Annotated in this window: 15 protein-coding genes and 1 pseudogene; 2 read left to right on the top strand and 14 right to left on the bottom strand. The window is 71.1% G+C overall.

The features are described from left to right. Window positions 1-17: 17 nt before the first annotated feature. Window positions 18-992 (bottom strand): LysR family transcriptional regulator, encoded by a 975-nt coding sequence (locus J7I97_RS04935; RefSeq protein ID WP_214931203.1) that lies wholly within the window; start codon window positions 990-992, stop codon window positions 18-20. A 63-nt stretch (window positions 993-1,055) separates the two neighbouring features. On the opposite strand from J7I97_RS04935, the gene J7I97_RS04940 reads away from it, so the two are divergent. Both J7I97_RS04940 and J7I97_RS04945 read left to right on the top strand, forming a co-directional pair. Then, window positions 1,056-2,363: an MFS transporter gene (locus J7I97_RS04940; protein ID WP_214931151.1), complete on the top strand. Its 1,308-nt coding sequence runs from the start codon at window positions 1,056-1,058 to the stop codon at window positions 2,361-2,363. 123 nt (window positions 2,364-2,486) lie between these two features. Continuing rightward, the gene (locus J7I97_RS04945; RefSeq protein ID WP_214931152.1) at window positions 2,487-3,494 is read left to right on the top strand and encodes a sigma-70 family RNA polymerase sigma factor; all 1,008 of its coding nucleotides are present in this window, start codon (window positions 2,487-2,489) and stop codon (window positions 3,492-3,494) included. On the opposite strand, the gene J7I97_RS04950 is transcribed toward J7I97_RS04945, so the two are convergent. From J7I97_RS04950 to J7I97_RS05010, 13 genes and pseudogenes are all read right to left on the bottom strand, one after another. Further along, the gene (locus J7I97_RS04950; RefSeq protein WP_251058492.1) at window positions 3,381-3,710 is read right to left on the bottom strand and encodes an STAS domain-containing protein; all 330 of its coding nucleotides are present in this window, start codon (window positions 3,708-3,710) and stop codon (window positions 3,381-3,383) included. The two genes, J7I97_RS04945 and J7I97_RS04950, sit on opposite strands and share 114 nt — an antisense overlap. 57 nt (window positions 3,711-3,767) lie before the next feature. Beyond that, window positions 3,768-4,355, bottom strand: a complete 588-nt coding sequence (locus J7I97_RS04955) for a Uma2 family endonuclease (protein ID WP_214931154.1) — start codon at window positions 4,353-4,355, stop codon at window positions 3,768-3,770. Window positions 4,356-4,451: 96 nt separating this feature from the next. Then, a complete protein-coding gene (locus tag J7I97_RS04960) occupies window positions 4,452-5,729 on the bottom strand; it encodes a thymidine phosphorylase (RefSeq protein ID WP_214931155.1) in 1,278 nt (425 codons plus the stop codon). Between the two features lie 106 nt (window positions 5,730-5,835). Then, window positions 5,836-6,240 (bottom strand): cytidine deaminase, encoded by a 405-nt coding sequence (locus tag J7I97_RS04965; protein ID WP_214931156.1) that lies wholly within the window; start codon window positions 6,238-6,240, stop codon window positions 5,836-5,838. Beyond that, window positions 6,237-7,502, bottom strand: a complete 1,266-nt coding sequence (locus J7I97_RS04970; protein WP_214931157.1) for an ABC transporter permease — start codon at window positions 7,500-7,502, stop codon at window positions 6,237-6,239. The genes J7I97_RS04965 and J7I97_RS04970 overlap by 4 nt, the downstream gene beginning before the upstream one ends. Further along, window positions 7,499-8,614, bottom strand: coding sequence for an ABC transporter permease (locus J7I97_RS04975; protein WP_214931158.1), 1,116 nt, complete (start codon window positions 8,612-8,614; stop codon window positions 7,499-7,501). Before J7I97_RS04975 ends, J7I97_RS04970 begins: the two co-directional genes overlap by 4 nt. Then, window positions 8,611-10,278, bottom strand: coding sequence for an ABC transporter ATP-binding protein (locus tag J7I97_RS04980; RefSeq protein ID WP_308369144.1), 1,668 nt, complete (start codon window positions 10,276-10,278; stop codon window positions 8,611-8,613). The genes J7I97_RS04975 and J7I97_RS04980 overlap by 4 nt, the downstream gene beginning before the upstream one ends. A 241-nt stretch (window positions 10,279-10,519) precedes the next feature. Further along, window positions 10,520-11,581, bottom strand: a complete 1,062-nt coding sequence (locus J7I97_RS04985) for a BMP family protein (protein ID WP_214931159.1) — start codon at window positions 11,579-11,581, stop codon at window positions 10,520-10,522. A gap of 218 nt (window positions 11,582-11,799) precedes the next feature. Next, a complete protein-coding gene (locus tag J7I97_RS04990; RefSeq protein WP_214931205.1) occupies window positions 11,800-13,044 on the bottom strand; it encodes an amidohydrolase in 1,245 nt (414 codons plus the stop codon). A gap of 136 nt (window positions 13,045-13,180) precedes the next feature. After that, on the bottom strand, window positions 13,181-14,344 hold the full coding sequence (locus J7I97_RS04995) for a hypothetical protein (protein ID WP_214931160.1): 1,164 nt from the start codon (window positions 14,342-14,344) through the stop codon (window positions 13,181-13,183). Between the two features lie 60 nt (window positions 14,345-14,404). Next, window positions 14,405-15,319 (bottom strand): N-acetylneuraminate synthase family protein, encoded by a 915-nt coding sequence (locus tag J7I97_RS05000; RefSeq protein ID WP_214931161.1) that lies wholly within the window; start codon window positions 15,317-15,319, stop codon window positions 14,405-14,407. A gap of 98 nt (window positions 15,320-15,417) precedes the next feature. Further along, window positions 15,418-16,101 (bottom strand): annotated as a pseudogene (locus tag J7I97_RS05005) (cytidylyltransferase domain-containing protein); the annotation flags it as partial. A gap of 386 nt (window positions 16,102-16,487) precedes the next feature. Then, entirely contained in the window at window positions 16,488-17,825 is a 1,338-nt protein-coding gene (locus J7I97_RS05010; RefSeq protein WP_214931162.1) for a DUF6716 putative glycosyltransferase, read from the bottom strand. Window positions 17,826-17,916: the final 91 nt, after the last annotated feature.

Genomic DNA, 17,916 nt, shown 5'->3' on the forward strand with positions numbered 1-17,916 from the left:
ACCCGCGAAGAACGGAGCTAGACCGGCGGCTCGAGTTCCGTGATCAGCCGGCCGCGCCGGGACAGCAGGAACCGCTTGAACTCCGCGACCGGCGGCGTGTCCGGGTGGCCGTCCAGCCAGGCGACACCGATCTCGCGGACCGCGCGCGGCGCCGTCACCGTCAGCTCGACCACGCCCGGCCGGGCCACCGCGGGCGGCGGCAGCAGGGCTACGCCGAGGCCCGCCGCGACCAGGCCGCGCAGGGTTTCGGCCTCCTCGCCCTCGAAGGCGACCTTCGGGGTGAAGCCGGCCTCCGCGCACAGGTCGTCGGTGATGCGACGCAGACCGTAGCCGGGCTCCAGGGTGACGAAGGTTTCCTCGGCGGCCTCGGCAAGGCGGATCCGTTTGCGGGTGGCGAGGCGGTGGTCGTCCGGGACCACCAGGCGCAGCCGCTGCTCGTCGAGCCGGCGGGCCACCAGGTCGGGGGCGTCCGGGAGCGGGGAGGTCAGGCAGAGGTCGAGCTCTCCGGCGCGCAGGCGTTCCAGCATGGCCTCGCCGTAGTTCTGGACGAGGGAGAACCGGATCCTCGGATGGTCGGCGCGGAAGGCGCGGATCAGGCCGGGTACGGTCTCGGAGCCCAGGGTGTGGAGGAAGCCGAACGCCACCTTGCCGGCCGCCGGGTCGGCGTCCTGCTGGACCGATTCCGCGGCGCGGGCGATCTCGTTCAGGGCCTGCTCGGCCGAGGCGAGGAAGGTGCGGCCCGCCGTGGTGAGCGCGACGGTGCGGCCCTTGCGGGCGAACAGCGTGACACCGAGGTCCTGTTCGAGGCGGACCATGGCCCGGGACAGGGTGGACTGCGGAACGCCTAGCTCGTGGGCGGCGCGGGTGACGTGTTCGTGCCGGGCGACGGCGGCGAAGTAGGCCAGCCGCGGGGCCAGCAAAGTTGTCACAGCCATGTCTTCTTCGTAACGGTTCTCTGACATGCGTCCTTCTGAGCTGCGGTGATGCACCAGTGGATTGATTATCGCGATTCTGTGCATTGGACGCATGAAACGGGCCGGGTCTACGGTCGTTCCATGCCTCCCGCTCATACCGGGGCACCCACCATCCCGGGTGCCTCCACCGCGTCGTCCCTGGAATCCCGCGAAGCCCGCGAAGCCCGCGGCGCACTCGAAGCCTGCGCCCCCGGCCGCCCCGGCTACCGCCGGATGACCCTCGCGCTCTTCGCCGCCGGGCTCGCGACGTTCGCCCTCCTCTACTCCACCCAGGCCCTGCTGCCCGCGATCTCCACCGGCTTCGGCGTGACGGCGGGTCAGGCCAGCTGGACGGTGTCCGCGGCCACCGGGGCGCTCGCGCTGTTCGTCCTCCCGCTCAGCGCGCTGTCCGAGCGGTTCGGGCGGACCCGGATGATGACCTGGTCGATGGTGATCGCCGTCGGCGTCGCACTGCTGGTGCCGTTCGCGCCGAACCTGCAGTGGCTGATCGCGCTGCGCGCCGTACAGGGCGCGGCGATTGCCGGAATCCCGGCCTCCGCGATGGCGTACCTGGCGGAGGAGATCAAGCCGAAGGCGCTGGTGGCCGCGATCGGCCTGTTCGTGGCGGGCAACTCCATCGGCGGTATGAGCGGTCGCCTCGTCACCGGGTGGGCGGCGCAGGCGTGGGGCTGGCGGGCGGGCCTCCTGACGGTCGGGCTGATGGCCCTGGTCTGCGCGGTGGCCTTCCTGGTGCTGCTGCCCCGGGCGCGGTTCTTCCGCCCGGCGTCGCTGAACCCGCGCGCGGTGGGACGTACCGTCACCGGGCATCTGCGCGATCCCCTGCTGCTGCGGCTGTACGGGATCGGCGCGCTGTTCATGACCGTCTTCGGGGCCGTGTACACCGTCATCGGCTACCGCCTCGTCGACGAGCCGTTCTCGCTGGGGCAGGGCGTGATCGGGTCGATCTTCCTGATCTACCTGGTCGGTACGGTCTCCTCCGCGGCCGCCGGGCAGCTGGTGGCGCGGACGGGGCGGCGCGGCGCGCTGTACCTGGCGGTCACGACCACCGCCCTCGGTCTCCTGCTGTCCCTGTCGGACTCGCTGCCCGCGATCCTGCTGGGCCTGGTCCTGATCACGGCGGGCTTCTTCGCGGGCCACGCCGTGGCCTCCGCCGCGGTGAGCCGGACCGCGAAGACGGGCCGCGCGCAGGCCTCCGCGCTCTACCAGTCGGCGTACTACCTCGGCTCCAGCGCCGGCGGCACGCTGGGCGCCCTGGCCTACCACTCCTCGGGGTGGGCGGCCACGGTCGGGATCGCCCTGCTCGCCGTGGTCGGCGTCGCGACGATCACCCTGTGCGGGTCCCGCGCGGAGCGGCGGCGACTGCTCGCTCCGGCGGCGACGGCGCGCTGAGCGGTTCGCATCACGCGGTTCGCATCACGCGGCTCCCGTGCCTTATCCCGTGTCCGGGCTGCGACTGTCAGACCCCTCCGGTAGTTTCCGAAGTATCGGGACCGACCAGGGGGATGAACCGACATGACCGACCTCGCGACCAGCCCGGACCTGGATGCGGCGATGGACCGGTACCGGGTCGAGCTGACCGGTTACTGCTACCGGATGCTCGGGTCGTCCTTCGACGCCGAGGACGCCGTGCAGGACACGTACATCCGCGCCTGGCGCAGCTTCGACAAGTTCGAGGGCCGCGCCTCGCTGCGGTCGTGGCTGTACCGGATCGCCACCAACGTCTGCCTGGACCTGCTGAAGGCCGGGAACAAGCGGGCCCGCCCGATGGACCTCAGCTCGCCGCAGCACCAGGCCGCCGCGGTGCTCAACGAGCGGCCCGAGGTGACCTGGCTGGAACCAGTGCCGGACGGCCGGGTGCTCCCGCAGACCGCGGACCCGGCAGAGATGGCGCTGGCGAAGGAGTCCGTACGGCTGGCCTTCGTGGCGGCGCTCCAGCACCTTCCCGCCAAGCAGCGGGCCGTGCTGATCCTGCGCGAGGTGCTGGCCTGGAAGGCGGACGAGGTCGCGACGCTGCTGGACACCACGGTGGCGTCGGTCAACAGTGCCCTCCAGCGGGCCCGCGCCACGCTCTCCGCCACCCGCGTCCGCGAGAGCGAGGCGGCGGACCCCCTGGACACGGACCAGGCCAAGCTGCTGGAGCAGTACCTGTCGGCCTTCGAGGCGTACGACATCTCGCGCCTGACCACCCTCCTCCACGAGGACGCGGTGCTGTCGATGCCGCCGTTCGACCTGTGGCTCCAGGGCCCGGCCGACATAGCCGCGTGGCATCTGAACCAGGGCATCGGCTGCAAGGGCTCCCGCCTGATCCCGACCACGGCGAACGGGCTGCCGGCCTTCGGCCAGTACCGTCCGCGCGGGGACAGGGCGCCGGGGCACGTCCCGTGGGCCCTCCAGGTCCTGGAGATATCAGACGGCAAGATCGTCGGGCTCAACGCCTTCCTGGACACCGCGCGATGGTTCCCGCTGTTCGGGCTCCCCGAGCAGCTCGACGACTCCTACGAAGCCCAGCAGGGCGCGTAGGGCGGGCCCGGCGCCCGTCACCCGGAACGGCCGGCCCCGGGCGGTGAGCCGCAGCCGGGCCAGGACCTCGACGGCTCCCAGCCCCGGGGCGGTGACGGCCCGCGCATCGCACTCCACCGCGCGCGCTCCGTCCTCGTACAGGCGGGCCAGGCGCGCGCACAGCAGTACGGCGTCGCGCGCGGTCGGGGTGGGTCCGGGCAGCACGAGTCGAGTCATCTCCACGAGGGGGTGACTCCCGTACCGCCCGGAACTCATCGGCGCCGGGCGATCAGCTCACGGTGTGGGGAAGACGGACGTGTCGAGCTCGACGTCGAAGGGCGCGGGCAGCCGGAAGGTGTCGCCGAACTTGCCAGCCTGGAGCACCCGGTAGACGCCGTTGGCGGGCTCTCCGTACAGCGTGATGGTGGGACCGCCGGGCGCGAAGGCATCGATGAGGAGGTACAGCGGTACCCCACCATGCGCGTATCCCGCCGCCTTCGCGATGCGGTCGTGCGAGGCGTTCGAGGGGGATGTGATCTCGACGACAAGCTCGGCAGCCGCCGCCGGGATGAACGGCGCGGATTCGACGACATCGTCAGGGGCGACCAGCAGGTCAGGGATGTAGAGCCCCGACCGTGACGGAATTGCCACCCCCAGTGTCTGGTGGAAGTCCCATTCTTCCGGAATGACTGCGATCAGACAGCGCAGCAGCTTGGCTGCGATCAGGCTGTGCTTCCCTACTGGCGGTGGCGCCACGGTGACGATCCCCTCGATGATCTCCACCTTGCAGCCCTCCGGCGCGTCCGTCTCGTGCCAGAGACGGACAAGCTCCTCCCAGCTGTCGCCACCGCGTGGCTCATGCTGGACGGTGAGTGCGCTCATGGTGTGCTCCTCAATCAGTTCGTCACCGATCCCAGCATGCCGAACGGGACCGGCGGAGGTCCACCGGTCCCGTTCACCCGAAAGGGAAGCCGCAGGTCAGGCGATGCGGTCCATGACGATCGGCGTGGCGGAGAACGCCGTGCCCGCCGGGGCGATGTCGTACGTGCCCTCCAGGGAGGCCAGGGCGTACTCGAACTTCTCCGGGGTGTCCGTGTGCAGGGTCATCAGGGGCTGGCCGGCGACGACCGAGTCGCCCGGCTTCGCGTGGAGCTCGATGCCCGCGCCCGCCTGCACCGGGTCCTCCTTGCGCGCGCGGCCGGCACCCAGGCGCCAGGCGCCCACGCCGACACCGTACGCGTCCAGCCGGGTCAGGACCCCGGAGGACGGGGCGGTGACCACGTGCTGCTCGCGGGCCACGGGCAGGGCCGCGTCCGGGTCGCCGCCCTGGGCCGCGATCATCCGGCGCCACACGTCCATCGCCGAGCCGTCGGCCAGCGCCTTCTCCGGGTCGGCGTCCTTGATGCCCGCCGCGGCCAGCATCTCGTGGGCCAGGGCCAGCGTCAGCTCCACGACGTCCGCGGGGCCGCCGCCGGCCAGGACCTCGACCGACTCGCGGATCTCCAGCGCGTTGCCGGCCGTCAGGCCGAGCGGGGTGGACATGTCGGTGAGCAGGGCGATCGTCTTGACGCCGCTGTCCGTGCCGAGGGCGACCATCGTCGAGGCGAGTTCGCGCGCGTCCTCGATGTTCTTCATGAACGCGCCGGTGCCGACCTTCACGTCGAGGACGAGCGAGCCCGTACCCTCGGCGATCTTCTTCGACATGATCGAGGAGGCGATCAGCGGGATGGCCTCGACCGTACCCGTCACGTCGCGCAGGGCGTACAGCTTCTTGTCGGCGGGGGCCAGGCCGTCGCCCGCCGCGCAGATGACCGCGCCCGTGGTGTCCAGGACGTGCAGCATCTCCTCGTTGGAGAGCAGCGCGCGCCAGCCGGGGATGGACTCCAGCTTGTCCAGGGTGCCGCCGGTGTGGCCGAGGCCCCGGCCCGACAGCTGCGGAACGGCCGCGCCGCACGCCGCCACCAGCGGGGCCAGCGGCAGGGTGATCTTGTCGCCGACGCCGCCGGTGGAGTGCTTGTCCGCGGTCGGGCGGGAGAGCGAGTCGAAGTTCATCCGCTCACCGCTCGCGATCATCGCGGCCGTCCAGCGGGCGATCTCGGCGCGGTTCATGCCGTTCAGCAGGATGGCCATCGCCAGCGCGGACATCTGCTCGTCGGCGACGACACCGCGCGTGTACGCGTCGATGACCCAGTCGATCTGCTCGGGGCTCAGCTCGCCGCGGTCGCGCTTGGTCCGGATGACGGAGATGACGTCCATGAGGGGCTTCTTCTTTCTACGCGCATAGAGGAGAGGGGGTTCAAGGGAATGCGACTGAAGGACGACGGCCCCCCGCCCCGGCAGGGGCGAAGGGCCGTCGGTACGGCTATCTCAGGTGGTCGGGCCCGAAGGCCTGCGGGAGCATCTCCGCCAGCGGAAGGATCCCCTTCGGGGTGTCCACCAGCAGTTCCGGCCCGCCGAATTCGTACAGCAACTGGCGGCAGCGACCGCACGGGACGAGGCTCTCGCCCTTGCCGTCCACACACGTGAAGTGCGTCAGCCGGCCGCCGCCCGTGGCCTGGAGGGAGGAGACCAGGCCGCACTCGGCGCACAGACCGAGCCCGTAGCTCGCGTTCTCGACGTTGCAGCCGGTCACCACCCGGCCGTCGTCGACCAGCGCGGCGACGCCGACCGGGAAGCCCGAGTACGGGGCGTACGCCCGGGTCATCGCGTCCCGGGCCGCTGCCCGCAGGGCCTCCCAGTCCACGGCCGGGGCCGACGCGGGCGTCACTTGCCCTGGCCCTTTTGGTACGGCATGCCGTCGGCCTTGGGCATCCGCAGCCGCTGCGCCGACAGTGCGAGCACCAGCAGCGTGGTCAGGTACGGGGCGGCGTCCACGAACTGGCTCGGCACCGCGTCCGTGAGCGCGTACCAGAGGAACAGCCCGGCGGCGCAGACCGCCGAGATGCCGGCCTGGACGGGCTTCTTCTTGTACAGCTGCCAGGCGGCGACGAGCACCAGCAGGATCGCGAGGAGCAGCAGCATCGCGTGCACGTTCTCGGCGCCACCGCGCAGCTTGAGGCTGTCGGTGAAGCCGAACAGGCCCGCACCCAGCGCCATGCCGCCCGGCATCCAGTTACCGAAGATCATCGCGGCGAGACCGATGTAACCGCGGCCGCCGGTCTGGCCCTCCTGGTAGATCGGGCTGGCGACGATCGACAGGAACACGCCGCCGAGGCCCGCGAGGCCGCCCGAGACGACCACGGCGATGTACTTGTACTTGTAGACGTTGACGCCCAGGGACTCCGCGGCGATCGGGTTCTCACCGCAGGAGCGCAGCCGCAGGCCGAAGGTGGTCCGCCACAGCACCCACCAGGTGCCCGGGATGAGCAGCAGCGCGAGGACGGTCAGCAGCGAGAGCTCGGTGACCAGACCGCCGATGACGCCGGCGAGGTCCGAGATGAAGAACCAGTGCTTGGCCTGGAGGTCGGCCATCCAGTCGGACAGCCCCGGGATGGTGATCTTGTAGATCGGCTCCACGCGCGGCGACTGCTTCGACGAACCGCCGGGCGCGTCGGCGAAGGTGAAGTTCGACAGGTACTGGGTGAAGCCCAGCGCCAGGATGTTCACGGCCACACCGGAGACGATGTGGTTGACGTTGAACGTGACGGTGATGATCGCGTGCAGCAGGCCGCCGAGGGCGCCGCCCGCGATGCCCATAGCGACGCCGGTCCACGGGCCCCACTGGTAGCCGGCCCAGGCGCCGAACCAGGTGCCGAGGATCATCATGCCCTCGAGGCCGATGTTGACGACGCCCGCGCGCTCGGCCCACAGGCCGCCGAGGCCGGCGAGGCCGATCGGCACCGCGAGCTGGAGGGCTCCGGAGACCTGGCCGATGGAGGTCAGGTCGTTGGCGCCGCTGATCAGGCGGACCAGCGAGACGAGCGCGAGCCCGCCCGCGATGATCAGCAGGATCCAGGGCAGGGTGAGCTTCTTGCGGCCGCCCGGCTTCTTGGGGGCGGCGCTCGTCGCGGAGACGGTGCTGGTGCTCACGCCGCGACCTCCTTCTCGGTCTTGATGGCGTGGCCTGCGGCCAGCTCCTCGCCGACCTTCTGCTGCTGGCGGCGGATGCCGTAGCGGCGGACGAGCTCGTACGAGACGACAACCGCGATCACGATCAGGCCCTTCATGATCGTGCCGATCTCCTTCGCGTACCCGGCCGTGTCGAGCGAGGCCGAGGCCTTGTCGATGAAGGCCATCAGGAAGGCGGCGAAGAAGATGCCGATCGGGCTGTTGCGCCCGAGCAGCGCGATGGTGATGCCGGTGAAGCCGACGCCGACCGGGAAGGCCAGGCTGTACGTGTGGCTCTCGCCCAGCAGTACCGGCATGCCGGCGAGGCCGGCGACCGCACCGGAGATGAGCATCGAGGTGATGATCATCTTCTTGGCGTCCACACCGGAGGCCTGGGCGGCGGACTCGCTGGCGCCGGTGGCGCGCAGATCGAAGCCGAAGCGGGTCCGGTTGAGCACGAACCAGTAGACGATGCCCAGCGCGAAGGCGAGGAAGGTGAAGCCGTAGATCTCCAGGCCGTCACCGAGGTCCACGGCCGGGAACCAGCCGGAGTCCGGGATGTCGCCCGTGGTCAGGTCGTTGGAGCCGGCCGGCTGAACGCCGAGGTTCTTCGGCAGGATCAGCCAGGCGATCAGGCTGGTCGCAATGGCGTTCAGCATGATCGTGGACACGACCTCGCTGACGCCGCGCTTGGCCTTGAGGACGCCGGCGATGCCGGCCCAGAAGGCGCCGACGCACATGGCGACGACCACGATCAGCAGGATCTGGAGCGGGCCGGGCAGCGTGACGGCCGCACCGACGACGGCGGACAGCATCGCCGCGAGGCGGTACTGGCCGTCGACACCGATGTTGAAGAGGTTCATCCGGAAGCCGATGGCCACGGCCAGGGCCGCCAGGTAGTACGTACCGGCCTGGTTGACGATGAGGACCTGGACGTCCTCGTAGCTGGCGTTCTCCACCATCAGGCGCAGCGGCTCGATCGGGTCCACGCCCGTCGCCGCCAGCACGATCATGGTCAGCACGAAGGCGCTGACCAGCGCGAGCGCGGGGCCGGCGAAGGCGAGAAGCAGCCGGTCCTTGTCGAATTTCTTCATCGGGCCTCGTCCTCCGGGGAGTCGGTACCAGAGTCGGTACCGGCGGCGGAGTGGTTGTCGGTGGCTTCCAGGGTCCCGGAGGCGGCGCCCGTCATGGCGGTGCCGAGCTCCTCGGGTGTCACGGTCGCGGGGTCGGCGTCCGCGACCAGGCGGCCGCGGTAGATCACGCGCAGGGTGTCGGACAGGCCGATCAGCTCGTCCAGGTCCGCGGAGATCAGCAGGACCGCCAGGCCTTCACGGCGGGCCTCGCGGATCGCGTCCCAGATCTGTGCCTGCGCGCCGACGTCCACACCGCGGGTGGGGTGGGCGGCGATGAGGAACTTCGGGTTGTGGCTCATCTCGCGGCCGACGATCAGCTTCTGCTGGTTGCCGCCGGAGAGGGAGGCCGCGGTCACCTCGATGCCGGGGGTGCGGACGTCGTACTCGCGCACGATCCGCTCGGTGTCCTTGCGGGCGGCCTTCGGGTCGATGATGCCGCGCTTGGAGTTGGGCGCCTCGGTGACGTGGCCGAGGATGCGGTTCTCCCACAGCGAGGATTCCAGCAGCAGGCCGTGGCGGTGGCGGTCCTCGGGGATGTACCCGATGCCGCCCTCGCGGCGCTTGCGTACCGGCGCCTTCGTGATGTCGGTGCCGTCCAGGGTGATGACACCGGCGTCCGGGCTGAGCATGCCCATGAGGGCTTCGATCAGCTCGGTCTGGCCGTTGCCCTCGACGCCGGCGATGCCGAGGACCTCGCCCTTGTGGATCGTGAAGCTGATCCGGTCGAGGAGGAGGCGGCCGGCCTCGACGCTCTCGTACACATTGGCGTCCGACAGACCCGGCGTCCGCGCGGTGTCCTCGGTGACGACCGGCACGCCGCCCTCGGCGACGGTGAGGTTCTCGACCCGGAGCATCGGGGTGGTGGTCACCGTGGACTCGCGGGTCTCCGGCGAGGGCAGCTCCGCACCGACCATCAGCTCCGCGAGCTGCTTGGGCGTGGTGTTGCGCGGGTCGGCGGTGCCGACCGTGGTGCCGCGGCGGATGACGGTGATGTCGTCCGCCACCTTCAGCACCTCGCCGAGCTTGTGCGAGATGAAGATGACGGTCAGGCCTTCGGCCTTGAGCTCGCGCAGGTTGTCGAAGAGCGCGTCCACTTCCTGCGGCACGAGCACGGCGGTCGGCTCGTCGAGGATGAGGATCTTGGCGCCGCGGTAGAGGACCTTGAGGATCTCCACGCGCTGCCGGTCGGCGACGCCGAGGTCCTCGACCAGGGCGTCGGGGCGTACGCCGAGGCCGTACGCGTCCGAGATCTCCTTGATCTTCTTACGGGCCTTGGCACCGATGCCGTACAGCTTCTCGCCGCCGAGAACCACGTTCTCCAGGACCGTGAGGTTGTCGGCGAGCATGAAGTGCTGGTGCACCATGCCGATGCCGCGGGCGATGGCGTCGCCGGGGCTGTGGAAGGAGACCTGCTCCCCGTCGATGGCGATGGTGCCCTCGTCCGGCTTCTGCATGCCGTAGAGGATCTTCATCAGGGTCGACTTGCCGGCGCCGTTCTCACCGACGAGGGCGTGGACCGTGCCCTTGCGCACGGTGATCGCGATGTCCTTGTTGGCGACGACACCGGGGAAGCGCTTTGTGATGCCGTGCAGTTCGACGGCGGGGGGCGGGCTGGACGCGTTGATGACGCACTCTCCTTGGCGCGGAAGGAGCGGAAGGCAGGGGGACAGGACGGTGATCGGCCGGGCGGGTGGGCGGGAGCAGGACGGTATCGCGTCCACGATGCCTCTACGCGCGTAGCACTGTCGAAAGTGAAAACTTGCGGCCAACTGGCCACAAGCAACACAGAACACGGCTCGGGGCCCGGCAGCGGTAGAGACCGCTTCCCGGACCCCGGAGACCACTTACTGCACGTCAGACCATGCCTTACGGCGCGGTCTTGACCGTGATCTTCTTCGCGATGATGTCGGCCTTCGCCTTCTCCACGGCGGCGATCAGCTCGGCCATCTTCTTGTACTCCGGGTTGGAGTCGGCCAGGCCGACGCCGTTCGCGTCCAGGCCGTAGCGGATCTCACCGGTGGCCGGCTTGCCGTCCTGGACCGACTTGATCTCGTTGAAGACGGCCGCGGAGACATCCTTGGTGACCGAGGTCAGGATGTGCTCCTTGTACTTCGACAGGCCGGCCTGGTTGTACTGGTCGGAGTCGACACCGATGGCCCACTTGCCCTTGGCGGCGGTGGCCTCGATGGCACCGGAGCCCGCGAGACCGGCGGCGGCGTAGACCACGTCGGCGCCACCGTCGAGCTGGCCCTGGGCGGCGGCCTTGCCGAGGTCGGGCTTGGAGAAGCCGTCGAAGTTCGGCGGCTGGGTCAGGTACTGGGAGAGCACCTTGGCGTTCGGGTTGGTGTCCTTGACGCCCTGGGTGAAGCCCGCCTCGAACTTCTTGATCAGCGGAACCTCGACACCGCCGATGAAGCCGACCGTGCCGGTCTTGGAGGCCTTGGCGGCGGCGACGCCGGCCAGGTAGGAGCCCTGCTCCTCGTTGAAGACGAGGTTGGCGATGTTCGGGCCGGTGACCGAGGTGTCGTCGATGATGCCGAACGTGGTGTTCGGGAACTTCGGCGCGACCTTCTTGATGGCCGGGGCGTAGGAGAAGCCGACGCCGATGACCGGGTTGTTGCCCTTACGGGCCAGCTCGGTGAGGCGCTGGACCTTGTCGGCCTCGCCCTCGCCCTCGGTGGGCTCCGCCTCGCTGCCCTTGACGCCGAGTTCCTTCTCGGCCTTCTGCAGACCGGCGTAGGCGGCGTCGTTGAACGACTGGTCGCCGCGGCCGCCGATGTCGTACGCGATGGCGACGCTGGCTGCCTTGGTGCCGGCGGAGGCGGTAGATCCGGTGTCCGACGACTTCTTACCGCCACAGGCGGTGGCCGAGAGGGCCAGCGCAGCGGACGCGATGCCCACGGTGGCGATCCTGGTGATCCGGCGCAAGGGGAGGCTCCTTCAAAACCTGACCGAAGCGCCACGACCGGCGCTGGTTTCGCGGCGATCGTAACGCGCGTAGATGTCAGTTAAAGGCCCGTTCATGAGTCGTTATCGGATCGTCGTGAACCGGACAGTGACCGATCGGTAACTCCGCAAGGGTCCAGCCCTTGTGTACCAAGGGCTGGACACCTCCGCCGGGAGGCCCGCCGATGTTGTACAGACTTTTACCCGGCCGGCCGGGAGCGGCGCCCGTCGAGCAGGACCGCGGCCGTGAAGAACTCCACTCCGACGGCGATCGCAGACTCGTCGACGTCGAAGTCGCCCCGGTGCAGGTCCCGCTTGGCGGTGTCGCCCGGCGTGCGGACGCCCAGGCGGGCCATGGCTCCCGGGACGTGCTCCAGGTACCAGGAGAAGTCCTCGCCGCCCAGGCTCTGCTCGGTGTCCTCGACCGACTCGGCGCCCTGCCTGGCCGCCATCGCCTCCCGGAGCAGTTCGGTGATCACCGGGTCGTTGACGACCGGTGGGACCCCGCGCACGTAGGTGATCTCCGACTTGGCCCGGTGCATGGTGGCGATCTCGTCGATGGCCGCGTGGATCTGGTCGGGGGCCTCGTGCCAGGCGTTGATGTCCAGGCACCGAACGGTTCCGGACAACTCCGCGTGCATCGGGATGACGTTGCAGGCGTGCCCGGCCTCGATCCGGCCCCAGGTGACCGACATGCCCGAGCGGGCGTCCATCCGGCGGGCCAGCACCGCCGGCACGTCGAGGGCGACCCTGGCGGCCGCCGTCACCAGGTCGGTGGTCAGGTGCGGCCGGGCGGTGTGGCCGCCGGGCCCGGCGAGGGTGATCTCCAGCCGGTCGCAGGCCGAGGTGATGGGCCCGGGCCGCAGGCCGATCTTCCCGGCGTCGACGCGCGGGTCGCAGTGCACGGCGATCATCTTGCCCACGCCGTCCAGGACCCCGGACTCGATCGCCTCGGTGGCGCCGCCCGGCAGCACCTCCTCGGCGGGCTGGAACAGCAGCCGCACGGGCCGGGGCAGCAGGCCCTCCCGGTCGAGTTCGGCGAGCACCAGGCCGGCGCCGAGGACGACCGCGGTGTGCACGTCGTGTCCGCAGGCGTGCGCGCGGTCGGGGAAGGTTGAGCGGTACGAGACGTGGGTCTTGGCGTCCGGGATGGGCAGGGCGTCGATGTCCGCGCGCAGGGCCAGCATCGGCCGGACCCCGTCCCACGTACCCACGTCACAGATCAGGCCGGTGCCGGACTTCAGCACACGTGGTCGCAGACCGGCTTTCTCCAGCCGGGCCTTGATCGCGGCCGTGGTGCGGAACTCCTGGTGTCCTAGCTCGGGGTGCATGTGCAAGTCCCGGCGGAAGGCGATCAGTTCGGCACGCAGGTGGTCCGGGAGCGTGCCGGGCAGCTCGGGCCGCGCGGGCTTGCCGGGCAGGGCGGTCTGGGACTCGCGGGACATCAACTGGTTCACCCGTTGAAGGGTAGGCGCACCCACCCGTCAACTGGCCGGAGATCACGAAAAGTTCATGCCGTTAGGGGAAAGAAACCCGACTCCGGGCGCATGACTGGGTACGCCCGGGGGTAAACTCGCCCGCTCATCCGGCGGCGGGAGCCGCCTGGGCGGGGAGTCTGCGCACATCACGGGCGGTGTCGGTGACTCCGGCCAGGAAAGTGCGGGCTCGCGGCGAGGCGGTGCCGGTGAGCCAGGTGGGGTCGATGTCGCATACGGCGACCGTCACTCCGGTGCCGGTCAGCGCATACGGCAGGGTGTGTACCACCGTAGACGGAAAGCTGACGATCGTACGGCCGACCGGGCCGCGACGGGCGATCAGCTCCAGCGGCAGGTCCGGGCGTACGATCTCCAGCCCGGTCGCCTCGCTCAGCGTACGGAGCTTCTCCGGGGACTCCCGCCGGTGGGCGAAGTAGCGGGTGGCGCCGTGGGTCCGGGTCAGGGTGCGCACCGCTTCGAGATAGCGGGCCGGGTCCACCACGCCGGTTTCCACGAGGGAGGTGCCGACCAGGTCGGTGCCCTTGGTCAGGCGGGGCGGGCCGAACCGGGCGCGGGTCCAGGCGAAGTCGTTGACCCGCAGGGTCATTCCGCCGTGGACGGTGACGGGCATGGAGCTGAACACCTCGACCCGCCGGCCGCCGCCGGCCGCCGGGGTGAAGCGGCGCCGGGCGTTCGCCGAGACCGGCGCGTACACGAGTTCGCGTACCCGGCCGGGGAGCCCGCCTCCGCCGACCCGGTGCCAGCGCACGAGGCGCACGCCGCGGGCGGTCTGGGCGATGAACTCCATGGTGGCGGTGCCGTCGTCGACCACCACGAGCTCCTCGGCCCGTACGAGGGTGAGCAGCAGCTGTACGTACCGGGAGAACGGGTCCCCCACGACCACCCGCCGCGCCGCCCGCACATCGCGGCCGAGCGCGGCGAGCGCCTTCAGCGGCGCGAACCGGCCGCCGCGCGCCTCCTGCCAGAGGACCTGGTGCCCCTCGTCCCGGGCCAGCACCGCCATGCGGCGCAGCTGGCCCCGGGACATGGGGTCCACGGGCGGCAGTACGACGATCCGCACCCCGGACTCCTCGCCGGCCCCGCCGGAGTCCCGTCCGCCCGCTGCGCGCCGGGCCGGCTGGCTCGGTACGCCGCTGAGCAGCGGGGCTTCGCCCGCCGGCGAGGTTCTCTCGGCATGCGCCCACTCCAGCACGTTGAGGAGCTGGACCGGGCTCTCGACGAAAGCCAGGGTGGAGGCTGAAGGGGTCACCACGTACTCCTCGTCAGGGGCGGGGCGGAGCTTCGTACAGCCGGAGCGGGGAGCGGGCGATCAGACGGAGGCCAGGTCGCCCTGGACGCGGCGGAGCTTCTTCATCGGGCCGAGCTCGGACTCGTAGACCTTCTTGACGCCGTCACCGAGGGCGGTCTCGATGGTGCGGATGTCGCGGACCAGGCGGGTCAGGCCGCCCGGCTCGACGGAGGCGGCCTGGTCGGAGCCCCACATCGCGCGGTCGAGGGTGATGTGGCGCTCGACGAAGGTGGCGCCGAGGGCGACGGCGGCCAGGGTGGTCTGCAGGCCCGTCTCGTGGCCCGAGTAGCCGATCGGGACGTTGGGGTACTCGTCGCGCAGGCTGTTGATCACCCGCAGGTTGAGCTCCTCGGCCTTGGCCGGGTAGGTCGAAGTGGCGTGGCAGAGCAGGATGTTGTCGCTGCCGAGCACCTCCACCGCGTGGCGGATCTGCTTCTGGGTGGACATGCCGGTGGAGAGGATGACCGTGCGGCCGGTGGCGCGCAGGGCGCGCAGCAGCTCGTCGTCGGTGAGGGAGGCGGAGGCCACCTTGTGGGCGGGGACGTCGAACTTCTCCAGGAAGGCGACGGCCTCGGTGTCCCACGGGGAGGCGAACCAGTCGATGCCGCGCTTGGCGCAGTGCTCGTCGATGGCGCGGTACTCGTCCTCGCCGAACTCCACGCGGTGGCGGTAGTCGATGTAGGTCATCCGGCCCCAGGGGGTGTCGCGCTCGATGTCCCACTGGTCACGCGGGGTGCAGATCTCCGGGGTGCGCTTCTGGAACTTCACGGCGTCGCAGCCGGCCTCGGCGGCGGCGTCGATGAGGGCGAGGGCGTTCTCCAGCTCGCCGTTGTGGTTGATGCCGATCTCGCCGACGACGTAGACGGGGTGGCCGGGGCCGGCGATGCGCGAGCCGAAGGTGCGCAGGCGGGAGTTGGCGTTGGCGTTGGCGGTCATGGCAGCTGATTTCCTTCGGTGCGAGGTTGCGGGGGTGTGAGCGTCGGGCCGGTTCGGGGGGTCGGCCGGGTGTCCGGCCGTGAGTCCGGCTTCGGGTCCGGCTGCGTGCCGGGCCGTACGTTGAACAGGGGCGCGAGGAGACGGGCGCGGGCCAGGTCGTGCGGGTCGTCGATCTCCAGCACGCGCGCCGGGTCGGTCGCGACGGGCAGGGTGCGCCCGAAGAACCGGTGGCGGGCGGTGCGGAAGCCGTCGGCGGCCATGGCGTAGGCGGCGCCGGTCTCCAGCAGGTCTTGTGGGCGGTCCTGGCGGCGCGGGCGGACGGCCTTGTCGTGGTTGACGCCGTGTCCGGCGCCGTCGCCCTCGCCCTCCCGCCACAAGAAGCCGTGGAAGGGGGCGACCGTCAGGGCCGAGTCGGCGGCGCCGGCCGCGACGGCGGCGGCGACCGATTCGACGTCGGAGGGGGTCAGGAAGGGGCTGGTGCACTGGACGAGGAGGACCACGTCCACGCCGACCGAGTGCAGTTCCTCGAAGGCGTCCAGCGTGTGCAGGACGGCGGCTTCGCTGCTCGCGGTGTCCCCGGAGATCGCGGCGGGGCGACGGATCACGTCCGCCCCGGCCGCCTCGGCCGCGTCCGCGATCGCCTGGGAGTCGGTGGAGACCACCACGTCGGTGACGGTCGGCGCCGCGAGGCAGGCCTGTACGGCGCGGGCGACGAGCGGGATCCCGGCGACCTCGGCCAGGTTCTTGCCGGGCACGCCCTTGGATCCTCCGCGGGCGGGGATGACGGCGAGGACCCGGGGGGCCTGGCCGGCGGGGTTCTGCCCGGCGGAGGCCTGACCGGCGGGCGCCTGTTCGGCGGGGGCCTGTTCGGCGGGGGCCTGGCCGACGGGCGCCTGGCCGGCGGGCGCCTGGCCGACGGGCGCCTGGCCCACGGGCGCCTGACCGGCGGGCGCCTGACCGACGGGCGCCTGACCGACGGGCGCCTGACCGGCGGAGGCCTGACCGGCGGGCGCCTGACCGGCGGAGGCCTGACCGGCGGAGGCCTGACCGGCGGGGGCCTCGGAGTGCGACGGTCCGGTGGGCGCCTGGCCAGGGAGCGCCTGGCCGGTAAGCGCCTGTTCGGCGTCGGCGGCGCGGAGTTCACGGGCGGGCCCGTCGGTGCGGCGGCTCACAGCTCTCCCATTCGGCGGATCAGCGGGGCCACGCGCTGGACCCCGTGTCGGTACAGCCCGCGGGCGGCGTCCCGCAGGTGCGAGCGGAGCCGGCGGCGCAGCCGCGATTCCCCCGCGCCCTCCCGGAGGGTGCCGGGCAGTGGGGTGCCGTCCGGGGCCAGGTGGTGGCGGGCGAGGATCCCGGGCAGGTACCTGGGTGCGATGGTGAGCGTGTAGTACGGTGCCACGGGCGGGAGTTGGGGCCGCTCCAGTAGCTGCGCGAGCTTCGCCCGGGCTCCGGCGAAGGCGTCCTCGGCGCCGGTGACACCCTGCGCGGCCAGCCATCGCGGGTCGCCCTGCGGCAGCAGCCCGGCGTCCAGCTCGTCCCACGAGGCGAGGCAGCCCGAGCCGAGAAAATGGTGGTTGCCGAGCGCCTCGCGGATGCCGAGGTCGGTCAGCACCGCCGTCGGGATCCCCCGGTGCAGGGACTCCAGCGCGGCCGTCGACGACACGGTGACCAGCAGGTCGGTGCCGTCCAGCACCTCGCCCATGTTCCCGTACGCGAGGCGGCAGTTGGCGGGCAGTCCGCCGGGGATCCGCTCCGCGAGGCGCTGGTACGGCTGCTCCTCCAGGTGCGTGGTGTGCTCCCCGGGCCGGCTGCGCAGTTTGACCAGGACCTCCCGGTCCGGGTGGCGCCGGGCGTGCCCGGCCGCCCGCTCCAGCAGGTACGCGCGGTCCGCGCGGCTCTCGGGCACGGAGGGCTGTACGGCGAAGACCACCGTGTGGGCCCGGCTCCCGGCCGGCTCGTACGGCGCACCGTCGAGGAAGGGCAGCGCGGTCTCGGTGACGGCGCCCGCGTCGGCGCCCACTCCCTCGTACACGCCGCGGAAACGCTCCGCGTCGTGGCGGGAGTTGGCGAGGACGAGGTCGGCGCCGTGCCGCAGCAGCAGACCGTCCGCGAGCTTCTCGTATACGACCCCCACGTACCCGGTGACGAGCACGGGGCGCTCGGCCGGGTCGGGCCACAGGGCGCGGACCCCGTGCAGGACGGCCTGGACGGCCCCGCCGACGAGGGCGAGGACGACCACGTCGAACTGCTCGCGCTCGATGTCCGCGAGGAACTCCGCGCAGGTCACCTCGGTGAGCCGGTCGGCCTGGACACCCACCTCGCCGAGCTGGCGCGTGGTGGGGGTGGCCCGGCCGCGCAGCAGGTATCCGGTGAGCCGGTTTTCAGGGGCGAGACGGCGGGCGGTGAGGGCGCCCCATTTCCATCGCGTATCCGAATCCGCGAGTACGGCGACGCGAAGGGAAGTCCGAGGGGCGGAAGGCGAAGCTGATCGATTGCTGGCTGGCACGTGGCAGAAGCTATTCCGCAAATTCGCTGATCGGCCCAACGGTTGTACAACAGCTGGTTAACAGCCCGACTACGAAATGCGAATCCGCACT

This window comes from Streptomyces sp. ISL-87 (genome assembly GCF_018614095.1).
In the GTDB taxonomy this organism is placed as follows: Bacteria; Actinomycetota; Actinomycetes; order Streptomycetales; family Streptomycetaceae; genus Streptomyces.